The sequence below is a fragment of the Sphingomonas sp. G-3-2-10 genome (genome assembly GCF_012927115.1).
Taxonomy (GTDB): Bacteria; Pseudomonadota; Alphaproteobacteria; order Sphingomonadales; family Sphingomonadaceae; genus Sphingomonas.
Map to the genome: position 1 here is coordinate 2,976,726 of NZ_JABBFY010000001.1, position 14,920 is coordinate 2,991,645.

The 14,920-nt window shown below is 66.5% G+C and carries 16 protein-coding genes; 5 read left to right on the forward strand and 11 right to left on the reverse strand.

From position 1 onward, the window contains the following. The first annotated feature begins 55 nt into the window (after nt 1-55). A complete protein-coding gene (locus tag HHL13_RS14970; RefSeq protein ID WP_240953716.1) occupies nt 56-1,936 on the forward strand; it encodes an AcrB/AcrD/AcrF family protein in 1,881 nt (626 codons plus the stop codon). On the opposite strand, the gene HHL13_RS14975 is transcribed toward HHL13_RS14970, so the two are convergent. The 7 genes from HHL13_RS14975 to HHL13_RS15005 form a co-directional block, all read right to left on the reverse strand. Next, nucleotides 1,878-2,522, reverse strand: coding sequence for a MarC family protein (locus tag HHL13_RS14975; protein ID WP_169556416.1), 645 nt, complete (start codon nt 2,520-2,522; stop codon nt 1,878-1,880). The two genes, HHL13_RS14970 and HHL13_RS14975, sit on opposite strands and share 59 nt — an antisense overlap. Then, entirely contained in the window at nt 2,519-3,115 is a 597-nt protein-coding gene (locus HHL13_RS14980) for a hypothetical protein (RefSeq protein ID WP_240953717.1), read from the reverse strand. Before HHL13_RS14980 ends, HHL13_RS14975 begins: the two co-directional genes overlap by 4 nt. Before the next feature lie 5 nt (nt 3,116-3,120). Further along, nucleotides 3,121-3,996: a bifunctional methylenetetrahydrofolate dehydrogenase/methenyltetrahydrofolate cyclohydrolase FolD gene (folD, locus tag HHL13_RS14985; protein ID WP_169556418.1), complete on the reverse strand. Its 876-nt coding sequence runs from the start codon at nt 3,994-3,996 to the stop codon at nt 3,121-3,123. Continuing rightward, nucleotides 3,993-4,304 (reverse strand): DUF167 family protein, encoded by a 312-nt coding sequence (locus tag HHL13_RS14990; RefSeq protein ID WP_169556419.1) that lies wholly within the window; start codon nt 4,302-4,304, stop codon nt 3,993-3,995. Before HHL13_RS14990 ends, folD begins: the two co-directional genes overlap by 4 nt. A gap of 4 nt (nt 4,305-4,308) precedes the next feature. Beyond that, nucleotides 4,309-4,602 carry a YggT family protein gene (locus tag HHL13_RS14995; RefSeq protein WP_169556420.1) on the reverse strand — a complete coding sequence of 98 codons (294 nt, stop codon included), beginning with the start codon at nt 4,600-4,602 and terminating at the stop codon, nt 4,309-4,311. Nucleotides 4,603-4,698: 96 nt separating this feature from the next. After that, nucleotides 4,699-5,598 (reverse strand): acetylglutamate kinase, encoded by a 900-nt coding sequence (gene argB, locus HHL13_RS15000; RefSeq protein WP_169556421.1) that lies wholly within the window; start codon nt 5,596-5,598, stop codon nt 4,699-4,701. Nucleotides 5,599-5,746: 148 nt separating this feature from the next. Further along, complete coding sequence (locus HHL13_RS15005) at nt 5,747-6,424, reverse strand: queuosine precursor transporter (protein WP_169556422.1); 678 nt, start codon at nt 6,422-6,424, stop codon at nt 5,747-5,749. 161 nt (nt 6,425-6,585) lie between these two features. Here HHL13_RS15005 and HHL13_RS15010 point away from each other — a divergent pair, with 161 nt between their 5' ends. Both HHL13_RS15010 and HHL13_RS15015 read left to right on the forward strand, forming a co-directional pair. After that, nucleotides 6,586-7,887: a nucleoside transporter C-terminal domain-containing protein gene (locus HHL13_RS15010; protein WP_169556423.1), complete on the forward strand. Its 1,302-nt coding sequence runs from the start codon at nt 6,586-6,588 to the stop codon at nt 7,885-7,887. A gap of 262 nt (nt 7,888-8,149) precedes the next feature. Continuing rightward, nucleotides 8,150-9,034: a PilZ domain-containing protein gene (locus tag HHL13_RS15015; protein ID WP_169556424.1), complete on the forward strand. Its 885-nt coding sequence runs from the start codon at nt 8,150-8,152 to the stop codon at nt 9,032-9,034. Between the two features lie 45 nt (nt 9,035-9,079). On the opposite strand, the gene HHL13_RS15020 is transcribed toward HHL13_RS15015, so the two are convergent. Both HHL13_RS15020 and HHL13_RS15025 read right to left on the reverse strand, forming a co-directional pair. Further along, entirely contained in the window at nt 9,080-9,562 is a 483-nt protein-coding gene (locus tag HHL13_RS15020) for a hypothetical protein (RefSeq protein WP_169556425.1), read from the reverse strand. A 25-nt stretch (nt 9,563-9,587) separates the two neighbouring features. Next, nucleotides 9,588-10,457, reverse strand: coding sequence for a 3-hydroxybutyryl-CoA dehydrogenase (locus HHL13_RS15025; RefSeq protein ID WP_169556426.1), 870 nt, complete (start codon nt 10,455-10,457; stop codon nt 9,588-9,590). A gap of 67 nt (nt 10,458-10,524) precedes the next feature. Between HHL13_RS15025 and HHL13_RS15030 the strand changes: the two genes are divergently transcribed. Further along, a complete protein-coding gene (locus tag HHL13_RS15030) occupies nt 10,525-11,565 on the forward strand; it encodes a DUF1176 domain-containing protein (protein WP_169556427.1) in 1,041 nt (346 codons plus the stop codon). Between the two features lie 39 nt (nt 11,566-11,604). Next, the gene (locus HHL13_RS15035; RefSeq protein ID WP_169556428.1) at nt 11,605-12,576 is read left to right on the forward strand and encodes a DUF1176 domain-containing protein; all 972 of its coding nucleotides are present in this window, start codon (nt 11,605-11,607) and stop codon (nt 12,574-12,576) included. A gap of 15 nt (nt 12,577-12,591) precedes the next feature. Here the strand turns inward: HHL13_RS15035 and egtD are convergent, their stop codons facing one another. Further along, nucleotides 12,592-13,569 carry an L-histidine N(alpha)-methyltransferase gene (gene egtD / locus HHL13_RS15040; protein WP_169556429.1) on the reverse strand — a complete coding sequence of 326 codons (978 nt, stop codon included), beginning with the start codon at nt 13,567-13,569 and terminating at the stop codon, nt 12,592-12,594. Nucleotide 13,570: 1 nt separating this feature from the next. Then, the gene (gene egtB, locus HHL13_RS15045) at nt 13,571-14,863 is read right to left on the reverse strand and encodes an ergothioneine biosynthesis protein EgtB (RefSeq protein WP_169556430.1); all 1,293 of its coding nucleotides are present in this window, start codon (nt 14,861-14,863) and stop codon (nt 13,571-13,573) included. Nucleotides 14,864-14,920 lie beyond the last annotated feature (57 nt).

Sequence of the window (14,920 nt, forward strand, 5' to 3'; positions counted from 1 at the left end):
TTGCCTCTTGGCCGCCGTGCGCACTAAAGCTCTGCACGGGATAGGGGAAGCGGTTTTGAAGCTCGGTAAATACGGCGACTATCGGATTGCGCAGGAACTGGACAGGCACTGGCTCAACTGGGCCCTGCTGTTCTGGGTAGCGGTGTGCGCGTATTTCCTGTGGGATCGCAACGCCAATATCCAGTGGCTGGCCCTGGGCGATACCGACGACAATATGCGGCTGATGCAGGTCCGCGCGCTGCTGGCCGGACAAGGCTGGTACGATCTGACCAACTACCGGCTCGATCCGGCGCTGGGCGGGTTCAACATCCACTGGTCGCGCCTCGTCGACCTGCCGATCGCCGGGCTGATCCTGCTGCTCCAGCCGTTCATCGGCACGGCGCAGGCGGAGAAATGGGCGTGCGGCATCGCGCCGATGCTGCCGCTGGCGGTGACGATGATCGGCGTGGCGCTGACCGTGCGCCGCCTGATCGCGCCGCAGGCCTGGCCGGTCGCACTGGTCGTGCTGGTGCTCGCCTGCACCTCGACCATCATGATGTATGCGCCGATGCGGATCGACCATCATGGCTGGCAGCTCGCCTGCCTGGCGATGACCGTCGCAGGCCTCGCCGATCCGCGCCGCGCGCGCGGCGGCGCGACGGTGGGGATATCGAGCGCGGTGTCGCTGACGATCGGGCTGGAAATGCTGCCCTATTGCGCGATGGCCGGAGCGATCATCGCGCTGCGCTGGGTGTGGGATGCCGGCGATGCGCGGCGGATGCAGGTTTACGGCATCACGCTGGCGGGGGGCAGCGCGATCGGATTTGCGCTGTTCGCGTCGAACGCCAATCAGGCGATGCGCTGCGACGCGCTGACTCCGGTATGGCTGTCGGTGACGGTCGTGGCAGGCGGATTGCTGTTCGTGCTGTCGCGGCTCAACCCGGCCAATCGCTGGGTCCGCCTTGGGCTGGGCGTCGCGGCCGGCGCGGTCATCGCGGGCGGCTTCGCCTGGATGTTTCCGCAATGCCTGGGACGGCCCGAGGGCGTTTCGGAGGAATTGCAGCAGGTCTGGCTCAACAATGTCCGCGAGGCGCGGCCGATCTATCGCCACGCGCTGGACACCGCTTTCCCCATCGCAGCGCTGCCGGTGATCGGGATCATCGGCGCGCTGTCGGCGACGTGGCGCTGGCGTGGAAGCGAGAAGGTTGCCGGCTGGGCGGCGATCGCGCTGTTCACCGCCTTTGCCGGCGCGATGCTGCTGTGGCAGGTCCGCGCGGGCCCGGCGGCGCAGCTGCTGGGCGTGGCCGGATCGACGGCGCTGGTGTGGATCATCGTGCCGTGGTGCCTGCGCCAGAAATGGATGGTGGTGCGCGTGATCGGGCCGGTCGCGGCGTTCCTGATCCTGTCGGGCCTCTTCGCCGGATATGTGATCCAGTATCTGCCCAAGGAGGACAAGCCGGCGGCCAAGGGCACCGCGCGAGTCAACAACGCCAATGCCATGTGCGCGCGGATGACGTCGATGCGGATGCTGGACAAGGCGCTGCCGACGCCCTCGATCCTGTTCACCCATGTCGATCTGGGGCCGCGGCTGATCGTGATGACGCGGCACAGCGCCATCGCCGGGCCGTATCACCGCAACGGGCGCGCAATCCTCGACGTGCACAAGGCGTTCACCGGCACCGCCGCGCAGTTCCGTCCCATCGCGAAGGCGCATGGCGCGCAATATGTGCTGACCTGCCCGAACCTGGCCGAGACCACGGTGTATCGCGCGCGCAGCCCGCAGGGGTTCTACACGATGCTGAAGCCGGGCAAGGCACCGGGCTGGCTTGAGCCGGTCACGCTGCCGGAGGGTGCGCCGTATCGGCTGTGGAAGATCCGCTACGACCTGCCCGACGATGCTAAGCCGGTAACCCCGCCGCCCGCCCCGCAATCAGGCTCGCCCGGATCCCGTCGATGACGAACTGAACCGCGAGCGCGGCGAGCAGTACGCCGAGCAGGCGCGAGATCACCGCTTCGATCTTGGCGCCCACGATCCGCATCAGCGGAGCGGAGAGCAAAAGCGCGGCCAGCGTCAGGCCGAGGATCGAGATCAAAGCCGCGAGCACCACGAGAGTGCGATCGGTGCCGGTGTTCTGCGACATCAGCAGCATGATCGACGCGATCGAGCCCGGACCGGCGATCATCGGCATCGCCATCGGGAAGATCGACACGTCGGCGACTTCGGACGCCTTGATCTTCTCGGCCCGGTCCTCGCGGCGCTCGGTGCGCTTTTCGAACACCATTTCGAGCGCGATCAGGAACAGCATGATGCCGCCGGCGATCTTGAAGCTCTCGAGGCTGATGCCGAGCGAGCGCAGCAGTGCTTCGCCGAACAGAGCGAAGACGAACAGGATGATCGCGGCGACCACCACGGCGCGCACGGCCATCGCGCGGCGATGCACCGATGTCGCGCCCTGGGTCAGCCCGGCGAAGATCGGGGCGCAGCCCGGAGGATCGATCACCACGAACAGGGTGACGAATGCGGAGACGAACAGCTCGATCATTTCGCGGCCGCCACATCGTCGCGCAGCACGGTCTCGAAGCGCTTGCCGTTCCACATGCGGACTTCGAAGATGCGCGCGCCCTGCGGATCGACCTGCCACGACCAGACCAGCGAGCCATCGGCCGATGCGCCGCTGTCCGACTTGAGCGGCGCGGGCGGGATCCGCGTCGCCACGGCGCCCGGCGCGGTGCAGGACGCGCGGCGGACCACGGGCTTCTCGGGCAGTGCGCGGGGCACGGCGAGTTCGTCGCCGCCGTCATAGACCCATTTGTAATGGCCGTCGCTCTGGCGGACCCAGACGGTGGTGAAATAGCCGACGCCCTTCGGACGCACCCAGGGGCCGGTGTTCACCGCCACCGAGCCGTCGCACGAGACGATGCTTTCGGCGGGCCACCATTGGACGGTCAGCTTCGGATCGGCCTTGGGCAGCACTTCGTGCGCCTTGGCCGGCTGCGGCGTGAAGATCACCGCGTCGGGCGTCGAATATTTGCGGAAGGCGGTCCATTGCCCCTCGGTCTGGGTCGAGCGGTTGAAGGCGCGTTCGGCCTCGATCGCGGTTTCGGGATCCTGAGCCGCGAGAAGCATCAGCGCCATCAGCATCAGATCGCCCTTTCGTCGAGCGGCACGCCCTCGCGGCGGTGCGCCGCAACCAATGTGTTGCGCAACAGGCAGGCGATGGTCATCGGACCGACGCCGCCGGGCACCGGGGTGATCGCGCCCGCGACCGACGCCGCGCTCTCGAAATCGACATCGCCGCGCAGGCCGCCCTCGACCCGGTTGATCCCGACGTCGATCACGGTCGCGCCGGGCTTGAGCCATTCGCCCTTGACGAAATCGGCGCGGCCGACGGCGGCGACGACGATATCGGCATGGCGGAGATAATGCGGCAGATTGCGGGTGCGCGAATGGGCCAGCGTGACGGTGCAGCTGCGCGCGGTGAGCAGCGCCGCCATCGGCTTGCCGACGATGTTCGAGCGGCCGATCACCACCGCGTCGAGCCCCGACAGATCGCCCAGCCGGTCCTCGAGCAGCATGACGCAGCCAAGCGGGGTGCAGGGCACGAAGGCGGGAAGCCCGGTCGCGAGGCGGCCGGCATTGACCGGATGGAAGCCGTCGACATCCTTTTCGGGATCGATCCGCAGCAGCACTTCCTCGGCATCGAGATGGCGCGGCAGGGGCAGCTGGACGAGGATGCCGTCGACCGTCGGATCGGCGTTGAGCTGATCGACCAGCGCGATCAGATCATCCTGCGTGATTGTGTCCGGCAGGCGGTGCTCGAGGCTCTCCATGCCGGCTTCGCGAGTCATCTTGCCCTTGGATCGGACATAGACCCCGGAGGCGGGATCGTCGCCGACCAGCACCACCGCGAGACCCGGCGTGCGGCCGGTCGCGGCCTTGAAACCCGGAACATGGGTGGCGACACGCGCCCGCAATCCGGCCGCGAAGGCCTTGCCGTCGATCAGATCTGCACTCATGGCCGCGAGCCATAGAGATTTGCCGCGCAATCCGCCAGCGCCTGCGGGTCGCCGGCGATGTGGAGGCGCTTGAGCCGGGACGTGTCGCCGCTGTGGAGCGTCACGTCGCGCTTCGCCACGCCGAACGCCCGGGCGACGAGGGGAATCAGCGCGGCATTGGCGGCGCCATCGACCGGCGCGGCGGCAAGCCGGGCAGCGAAATGTTCGGGCGTCGCGGCGGCGAAGGCGTCGCGCCCGCCGCGTGGCGTGACGCGGACCGCGATGACGATCCCGTCCGCGACGATGCGCCACGGACAGGGATCGGGCATCGGATCAGATCAGGGCGTTGGCGATCGCGGGAACCAGGATCGTTCGGAGGATGAAGAGGATGAGCAAGGCCGCCATCGGCGCCAGATCGAGCGGCCCGGCATCGGGCAGAATGCGGCGCAGCGGCCGGTACATCGGCTCGGTCAGCCGGTCGAGCCCCGTCCACAGCGAGCGGACGAAGTCGTTATAGGTGTTGATGACGTTGAACGAGATCAGGATCGAAAGGATGACTTGGACGAAGATGATCCACCAGACGACGTTCAGCAGCACCTGGATGATTTGGTAGAGGACGAGGATCAAATCGGGTCTCCACAGACGGGCTTGCGGGGCAGCCTAGCGGAAACCCCACGTGTATTACAAGAGTAACTCACATCGCGACCGGCGCCCGCAGGCCGATCAGGCGTGAACCAGCGTACCCGCGCCACGCCGGGTAAAGATTTCGAGCAGCATCGCATGAGGCACGCGCCCGTCGAGGATGACCGCCGCGTCGACCCCGGCCTGCACTGCGTTCACACAGGTCTCGACCTTGGGAATCATCCCGCCCGAGATGGTGCCGTCAGCCTTGAGCGCAGCGATGCCCGCCGGATCGAGATCGGTCTGGAGCACGCCGTCCTTGCTCAGCACGCCCGCGACATCGGTCAGCAGGAAGAAGCGCGAGGCCTTGCACGCCGCGGCGATCGCGCCGGCCATCGTGTCGGCATTGATGTTGTAGGTCGCGCCGCCCGGGCCGAGCGCCACCGGCGCCACGACCGGGATGAAGCCTGCGGCGGCCAGCGTGTTGAGGATCGTCGGGTCGACCGAAACCGGATCGCCGACAAAGCCCAGATCGACATGCCGCTCGATCCCCGAATTGGGATCCGGCTCGGTCCGCGTGACCTTTTCGGCGACGACGAGCTGCGCGTCCTTGCCCGAAATGCCGACGGCACTGCCGCCCGCTTCGCCGATCCAGCCGACGATTTCCTTGTTGATCTTGCCGGCCAGAACCATCTCGGCGACTTCGGCGGTGGCAGCGTCGGTGACACGCAGGCCGCCGACGAACTGCGATTCGACGCCGAGACGCTTGAGCATCGCGCCGATCTGCGGCCCGCCGCCATGCACCACCACCGGATTGATCCCGATCGCCTTGAGCAGCACGACGTCCTCGGCGAAATCGCGCGCCAGCTCCGGATCGCCCATCGCGTGGCCGCCATATTTCACGACGAAGGTCGCGCCCTTGTAGCGCTGGAGATAGGGCAGCGCCTCGGTGAGCGTTTCCGCCTTGGCGAGCAGCGCCGGATCGGGAGCATTGTTGGTCATGCGCGGGGCATTAGGACTCTTTCGAAACTCGCGAAAGAGCGAGTTTCGGTGCGGCACCGGGCCGCTCCCCCACCCGGCCACCCATAGGTTACTATCGTGCTGGGTGGCCGGGTGGGGGAGCGGGCCGGCGCCGCATGTGCCAAAGCGCTCAGGAAGGCCGCGTACCGAGCGCCCTGCCGATGCCGACGAATGCGTAGATCAGCACCGGGATGAGCACGATCGAGAGGACCACCTTGGTCACCATCTGCCCCACCAGCAGCTCGCCGATCGGGAACACGCCGTAGAAGGCGACCGAGATGAAGATCAGCGTGTCGACGATCTGGCTAAGCACACCCGCCACCGCCGAGCGCAGCCACAACAGGCCGCCGCTGCCCTTCTTCATCACGCTGAAGATGGTCACGTTGAGAATCTGCGAAATGCCATAGGCAATGATGCCGCCGGCCCAGATGCGCGGCGTGCCGCCCATCATCAGCTCGAACGCGGTCAGCCGCGCGGGCTCCATATGCGCCGATGCCGGCAGCGCCAGCACCAGCAGGGAGAGCAGGATCGACGCGACCAGCGGAATGAAGCCGAACATCACCAGCCGGTTGGCGGTGGCGCGGCCATGCAGTTCGGCGACCGCGCTCGACACCGCGACGAGCAGCAGGAAGGCGAAGATGCCGGCCTCGACCGCGAGCGGCCCGACGCCGACCCAGTTGCCGATATCCGACACGGGGCCGAGCGAGACCTGCTTGTTGCCGAGCACGCCGGCGATGCAGACCATGCCGCCATAGAAGATCGAAAGGACGAAGATCGAGCGCGGGATCGCGGGAGAATGGGTATCCATGACGCAACGCTAACCAGAATCGCCGCCTCGTAAAGCCCCTGCGGACCCCAAGCGGTTTCAACGGCTTGCCAAGCACCGCGCCCCGCGCCAATCTCCGCCGCTTGTTCAGGGGGAAATGAAGTGATGCGCGCCAGCCAGTTCCAGATCGAGTCCGTTCGCGCATGAACGGCTTCCCCATCGGCATATTCGGCGTGCTGGCGATTCTCGCAATCGCTTTCCTGTTTTCGAGCAACAAGCGCGGGATCAACCTGCGCGTGGTCGGCGCGGCCTTCGCGCTGCAGGCGCTGATCGCCTTTTTCGTGCTGCGCACCAGCGTGGGCGTGAACGCGATCCAGGGCCTGTCGAACGGCGTAACCGCGCTGCTGGGCTATGCCCATGCCGGCACCGAATTCCTGTTCGGCAATCTCGCCAAGCCCGAGCTGGGCGGCAACACCTTCGCGATTTCGGCGCTGCCGGTGATCATCTTCTTCGCGGCGCTGGTGTCGATCCTGTACCATCTCGGCGTGATGCAGTTCATCATCCGCTGGGTGGGCGGCGGCATCGAGAAGGTGATCGGCGTCTCGAAGGTGGAATCGCTTTGCTCGGCCGCGAACATCTTCGTCGGCCAGAGCGAGTCGCCGCTGGTGATCCGCCCCTATCTGGCGCGCCTCACCCCGTCGCAGCTGTTCGCGGTGATGACCGTGGGCATGGCGGGCGTCGCGGGCACGATCCTGGCGGCCTATGCCAGCTTCCTAGGGCCGCAGTCGCTCCCCTATCTGCTCGCCGCATCGTTCATGGCGGCGCCGGGCGGCCTGCTGATGGCCAAGATCATGATGCCGGACACCAAGGAAGCACCCGCGGGCGAGCTTCCGCTCGAATCGCAGCCCGAGGAGGAGCAGGTCATCAAGGCGGTCGAGCACGACATCGAGGAAGAGCGCGCCGCGAACCTGATCATGGCCGCCGCCACCGGCGCGTCGACCGGCGTGAAGATCGCCGTCGCGGTCGGCGCGATGGTGCTGGCGTTCGTCGCGCTGGTCGCGCTGGCCAACGGGCTGCTGGGCGGCGCGGGCAACTGGATCGTCTATGCCAGCGGCAATGCGCCTTGGGCGCAATGGTTTGCCGATCTGAGCTTCCAGAAGATCATCGGCACCATCTTCGCGCCGGTAATGTACCTCCTCGGCATCTCGTGGAACGAAGCGGTGCAGGCGGGCGGTCTGTTCGGCACCAAGGTAGTGCTCAACGAATTCGTGGCCTTCATCGATCTGGGCGGGATGACCGAAATGGCGCCGCGCACCAAGGCGATCATCACCTTTGCCCTGTGCGGCTTTGCCAACTTCAGCTCGATCGCGATCCAGATGGCGGCAACGGGCAGTCTTGCTCCCAACCAGCGGCCGATGATCGCCAAGTTAGGCATTCGCGCGCTGATCGCGGGCAGCCTCGCCAACCTGATGAGCGCGGCGCTGGCGGGGCTATTACTTCCCTGACCTTCGCGAATATTATGCGTAACGCTTAATTCACCATGTTCCTGCATGGTGATGCACATTGCCTCGTGATAATTAACGCGAGCTGGCCCGCAGAATAGCACAAGAACGCGCAGCGCGAGGCAGTATCGGCCAAGAAATATTCTGGCCGGAGAGCGGGATCGCGCGTGTTTCTTCGATGATCCGGTTGCCGGTATTCCGGCGATCGCGAGGGTCCTCGGCCGGAATGCGCCTCTCTGGTTCACGGAACCGAGGAGCGAGCAGGGTGTATAATCAGGAGCGTAACCGGGACAGCCACCCGGACAATATGGCTGGCCAGGCGGAGGACGAAACCGCCTGGATCCGCAACTGCCTCAAGGAAGCCTATCCGGTGCCCGGGGGCGGCAATGCCGCGATCTTCGCGTGGCAGGGCGCACGGCCGCGCCGTTCGCCGGTGCTCAAGCTGCCGGCGACATCGGTGACGATCGAACATCATATCAGCGCGGCGACCGCCGCAGCGGACGATGCCATCGACCTGACCGAAATCTCCTTCGCCGACGTGCCGACCGACACCGCGCCGACGGAACGCCGCAGCGACGACCGCGCGACCCTGTCGGTCTATCGCTCGGCCACGCTGCGCTGGGGGTCGTTCGAGGCGCTGTGCCTGATCCGCAACATCTCGCCCGGCGGGATGATGGGCATCCTGCACAAGGCGCTCCCCGTCGGCGAGCGGGTGACGGTCGAGATCCGCTCGGGCCATTTCATTCCGGGCCATGTCGCCTGGTCGCGCGACGAGATGACCGGCGTCCGGTTCGACTACCGGATCGACGTGCTTCAGGTCCTGCAAGCGCCGTCGACCGGCGAACCGGGCGCGGTGCAGCGGATGCCGCGGCTGCGCATCGCCAGCCCGACCAGCCTGCAGATCGAGGGCCAGTCGCAGCGGGTGACGCTGATCGACGTCTCGCAAGGCGGCGCGAAGATCGAGAGCGACTTCCTGCGCGCGGGTGACGACGTGATCCTGAGCATTCACGGGCTCGATCCGCGCCGAGGCACGGTGCGCTGGATCCGCGATGGCCGGGCGGGCGTGGCGTTCATGGCCTCGATCCCGTTCGACAAGCTGGCGCGATGGGCGGTGGAGCGTCAGGCCGACGCCGAACCGCACGCGGGATAGCGGCCGCGCGTCACCCGCTCCGCGCGGCGGAGCGGGCGCGGTTCCTTATTTGACCAGCTTCGCCTTGCGTGCTTCGTCGGCGAGCTCGTCGCCGCCATTGATCAGTTCATCCACCAGCGTCTTGAACGCGGAGGGCGGCCAGCCCTCGACGATCGCGCCCGCGCTGAAGCTCAGCCGTCCATTGTCGCCGACCCAGACCTTGATAAGGTCGAAATCGACGTTCAGCTCCGCCACCCAGTCGGCAGGCGGATTGAGCACATCGCTGAAGATGCCGACCAGGACGATGTAACGGCAATTGGTGCCGTTGGTGCAGCCGCCGAAGGTGATGTTGATCGGCCAATCCCGATATTCGAAGATGAGCGCCGGAAATTTGTCGTTGCTCTTGTCGATCTCGCCGGGCTTGTAGCCCATCGCCCTGAGCTGCGCGGCGAAAGCCGCGGGATCCTTCGCGCTGAGCGGGCCGTTCGCCTGCGCGAAGGCAGGCGCAGCGAAGAACAGCGCGCACAGGATCAGAAACCGCCGAATCATAGTCGTCCCCCTTTTGCTTCCCGCTCTAGCGCGTCGGCACCGGTTCGGCACCGCTGTAATCATAGAAGCCCCGGCCCGTCTTGCGGCCGTACCAGCCGGCCTCGACATATTTGATCAGCAGCGGCGCCGGGCGGAACTTGGGATCGCCGGTGCCTTCGAACAGAACGCGGCAGATCTCGAGGCAGGTATCGAGGCCGATGAAATCGGCGAGCGTCAGCGGGCCCATCGGATGGTTGAGGCCAAGCTGGACCGCGGCGTCGATGTCGGGGATCGTCGCCACGCCTTCGCCCAGCGCGAAACAGGCTTCGTTGAGCATCGGCAGCAGCACGCGATTGACGATGAAGCCCGGCGCGTCATTGGCATGGACGATCCGCTTGCCGAGCGACTGGCCATAGGCTTCCACCGCCTTGACCGTCGCATCGGACGTGGCGAGGCCGCGGATCAGCTCGATCAGGCCCATCACCGGCACCGGATTGAAGAAATGCACGCCCATGAAGCGCGCCGGATCGGGCGACGCCTGCGCCAGCCGGGTGATAGGGATCGACGAGGTGTTGCTGGCGAGGATCGCGGTGGACGAGAGCACCTTGCCGACGGTTTCGAAGATCGTGCGCTTGATCGCCTCGCGCTCGGTCGCGGCTTCGATCACGAGTTCGCACGGGGCGAAGGCCGAAACATCGTTGACCGGCTCGATATTGGCCAGCGCCGCGTCGCGATCGGCCGCCGAGATCTTTTCCTTTTCGACCGCACGGTTGAGCTGCTTCGCGATACCCGCCTTGCCGGCCTCGGCCCGCGCCAGATCGACGTCCGACAGGAGCACGCGATACCCCGCCTGCGCCGAGACCTGGGCAATGCCCGCGCCCATCTGACCCGCGCCGATCACGCCAACCGTCTTCATCGCTTGTGCTCCCGTGAAATTTGCGGCTTCCTAGCTGCCGTACACTGGCTTCGCTAGGAGTCTGGCCATGCCGATGCTGCCTTTTATCCTTGCCCCGCTCCTGCTGCTCCAGAATTCGGCCACGCCGAACGAAGTGAAGATCTTCGGCGACTGGGCGGTGGGCTGCGACAATATCCAGCGTTGCGAGATGACGTCGCTGATCCCCGGCGACGGGACCGAACCCGCGGCGGGCTATGACGAAGTCTCCTTCTCGGTCGAGCGGATGCCGGGGCCGGCGGGCGGGTTCACTGTCGAGGTGCAGATGCCCGACACCGAGGACGGCAGCGAAGTGTCGATCCGGATCGACGCCGCGATCATCGCCGGCGCTGTCCCGAAGAATGGCCTGATCCGCTTCACCGGCGCCAATGCGGCGAAGATCGTCGCAGCAATGGCGAACGGCAAGGAGATGAATGTCACCGACATTGCGGATACGCTGATCGGGCTGGTGTCGCTCAAGGGGTCCTCCGCCGCCTTGCGCTTCATCGATGCGGGACAGGGCCGGGCGGGCACCGTCACCGCAGTAGTCGCGAAGGGCGGCAAGCCTGCGACCACGGTGCCGATGGCGGCTCCCGCCCCGCAAATCCGCTTCGTGCGGCCGGCGGGCCGACCCGAGCCGGTGCCGGCGGCATTGCGCAAGGCGCTCGACAAGCAGACCGAGTGCGGCGCCGTTTATGAAGGCGGCACCGGGCCATTGCCCGCGGTCGAAACCTTCGCGCTGGGCGGCGGCAAGACGCTCGTACTGCTGCCGTGCGGCAGCGGCGCCTATAATTATTCGACCATCCCCTTCATCCTTTCCGGCGGCAAGGCGGTGATCGCGCCGTTCGATCGCAAGCCCGAGGGGATGAGCAGCACCGAGGGCAGTCCCGAACTGGTCAATGCCGCATTCGATGCGAAGACCGGCATTCTGAGCAGCTATGCCAAGGGGCGCGGCGTCGGTGATTGCGGCGCGGGCGACGATTATGTGTGGGACGGCACGCGCTTCCGCCTCGCCGGTTCGCGGACGATGCCCGATTGCCGCGGCTCGTCCAACTGGCTGACCGTGTGGCGTACCAATATGGTTGCGCAATAGCGTATCGACTTGGCCGCATCCTCCCCTATGGAGGGGAAGATGTTCTTAACCATCCTGCTCGCCCTGATCGCCGCGCCCGAGACCGAAAAGCTGTTCGGCAACTGGGCAGTCAATTGCGACAATGTGAAACGCTGCGAAGCGACCGCATTGCAGACGGCGGGACGGGATTCCGACCAGTATCGTGAGACGCGGCTGAGCCGCGAGCCGGGTCCGGCGGGCGCGGTGACGATCGAACTGTGGCCCGAAGCGCGCACGGGCGGGATCATCGACGTGCTGATCGACGGCAAGCTGATGGCCACGGGCATGTTGCGCGGCGACAGCGTGCGGCTGACCGGCGCGACCGCCGAGGGCGTGGCGCGGGCGATGGCGACGGGGCGCGAATTGTCGCTGCGATCGGGACGGCAGGTTCTGGCTCGCATCTCGCTGACCGGATCGTCGGCGATGCTGCGCTATATCGACGCCCAGCAGGGCCGCGCCGATGGCGTGACCGCGCTGGTGGCGAAGGGCAAGAAATCGGCGGCAACGGTGCCCGCCGCCCAGCCGCTGCCGCGCATCGCCGCGATCCGCCCGCCGCGCGGCACCGCCAAGCCGCTGGATGCCGCGACGCTGCGGACGCTGAGCGATCAGGGCGGGTGCCGCGCGGGCGATCTGAAGCCAGTCTATCACCGGCTGGATGCGCGGACCGTGCTGGCGATGCTGCCCTGTTCGGCCGGACCGACCAACACGCAGCATCGTGTCTTCACCGTGCGCGGCGGCAAGGCGACGCCTGCCCGGTTCGACCGGACGCCGGACAATCAGGACGCCGCCCCGGTGGTGACGATCACCAACTATGCCTGGAGCAATGGCGAGCTGGTGAGCGGCGTGAAGAACAATGCCGGCGACTGCGGCGCGTCGCGGATCTGGGTGTGGGACGGCGAGCGGTTCCGCATGACGCTGACCAACGAGCTGGGGGCGTGCTGGCGCTCGGGCCTGTGGCTGACCAGCTACCGCGCGGATGCGGTATGGAAGTGACGGCCTAGCCCCCCATCAAGGCGCGCGGCGGATCGACTGGGCCTCGCACAGGACCAGCGCGAACCAGTCCTGCGGATCGGTCCATTCGGCGATCGGCGTCCAGCCGCCGGCGCGGAGCAGCATCCGCCCGCCATTGGGACCGTATTTGTGGCTGTTCTCTGTGTGGATCGTCTCGCCCGCCTGCATCGCGAAGGGACGCCCCTCCACTTCAAAGCGCATGTCGCGGAGCGCCTCGAGGTGCATTTCGATCCGGGCGGCGTCGGCGTTCCAGATGGCGCGGTGGCGGAAGGCGTCCACGGGGATCGTGCCGTCCAGTTCGCGATTGATCCGTTCGAGCAAATTGAGGTTGAACGCTGCGGTCACGCCCTGCGCATCGTCATAGGCGGGGACGAGGATGTCGGGCGACTTGACCCGATCCATCCCGATCAGCAGCCGCGCCCCCTCGCCCAGCCATTCGCGCATCGCGCGGAGCAGATCGACCGCGTGCCACGCATTCATGTTGCCGATGGTCGATCCGGGGAAGAAGCCGAGCTTGGGCAGCCCCTCGACCTGCACCGGGAGCGGCACGGGGCGAAGGAAATCGGCTTCGACCGGATGGACCGGCAGCCCCGGAAACGCCTGCGACAATTCGCGCGCGGACTGGCGGAGGAAGTCGCCGGAAATGTCGATCGGGACATAGGCGGCGGGTTCGATCGCGCGGAGCAGGATCGGCGTCTTGGTCGACGAGCCCGAGCCGAATTCGACCACCGCAGCATTGCGCGCGGCGAGCGCGCCGAGTTCGGGACCAACCCGGTGCAGCAGCGCGGTTTCGGTGCGAGTGGGGTAATATTCGGGCAGATCGGTGATCGCTTCGAACAGTTCCGAACCGCGCCGGTCGTAGAACCAGCGCGCGGGGATCGCCCGCGGCGTCGCGGCAAGGCCGTTCAGCACATCGGCGCGGAAATTGGGATCCGCGAGGCTCGACTGGCCGTCTTCGATTTCCTGCTTGAGCATCTCAACCGTCCCTTGCCAGACGCACGCCGGTGAATTGCCAGCGCTGATGGGGGTAGAAGAAATTGCGGTAGCTCGCGCGCGCATGGCCGCGCGGCGTGGCGCAGCTGCCGCCGCGCAGGACGAACTGCCCGCTCATGAACTTGCCGTTATATTCGCCGACTGCACCTTCGGCCGCCGCAAAGCCGGGATAGGGGCGATAGGCGCTGCCGGTCCATTCCCAGACATCGCCGAAAAAGGCGGGGCCGCCCGGCGACGGGCGCGGCTCGACCGGACCGGCGGCGTCGAGCTGATTGCCGCCATCGGGATCATGCGCCGAAGCCATCGCTTCCCATTCGAACTCGGTCGGCAAACGCGCGCCGGCCCAGCTGGCATAGGCATCGGCCTCGAAGAAGCTGATATGCGTCACCGGCGCGGCAGGATCGATTCCGCGGCGGCCGTCGAGGCCGAAGCGAGTCCAGGCGTCCCCCTGCCGCTCCCAATAAAGCGGGGCGAAGATGCCGTTGGTCTTGACCCACGCCCAGCCATCGCTGAGCCAAAGGCGCGGATCGGCATAGCCCCCATCAGCAATGAAAGCGGCCCATTCGCCATTGGTCACCGTGCGGTCGGCAATTGCGTGGGGCGTCAGGAGAACCCGGTGACGGGGGCCTTCGCAATCGAAAGTGAAGCCCGATCCGGTTGACACGGTTGACACCGCCATTGCGGAAAAATCTTTTCCGACATGCGCTTCACTTGATCGGCCCTCGATCCAGTTGATCGGGCCGGGCATCGCGACCGGAACCTTGGGATCGCCGGGCCAGATGGCGGGTTCGAGCGGGTTTACCGAGAAGTGATGGAGGATATCGGTGAGGAGCAGTTCCTGATGCTGCTGCTCGTGATTGATGCCGAGTTCGACCAGCGCCAGCGCCTCCGCAGGAAGGCCAGGCAGCGCAGCGATCAGCGCGGCATCGACTGCGGCGCGATAGTCGAGGATTTCGGCCAGCGTCGGCCGCGACAACATGCCGCGGCGAGGACGCGCATAGCGCTGCCCCTCGGCTTCGTAATAGCTGTTGAACAGGAACGGGAAGCGATCGTCATGGAGTACATAGCCGGGCACATGATCGCGCAGGACGAAGGTTTCAAAAAACCAGGTGATATGCGCCAGATGCCATTTCGCGGGCGAGGCATCGTCCATCGACTGGATCGTGGCGTCAGCGTCGGAGAGCGGGGCGACCAGATCGACGCTGAGCGTGCGTGTAGCCGCATAGCGCTGCGCAAGCGCGGGGGATGCCGGGGCCGGGCCAGTATCCGTTCGCATTATGTTCTCCATATCGGTGCCGAAACCCAATTCGTCAACCGGCGGGAACATCAAATA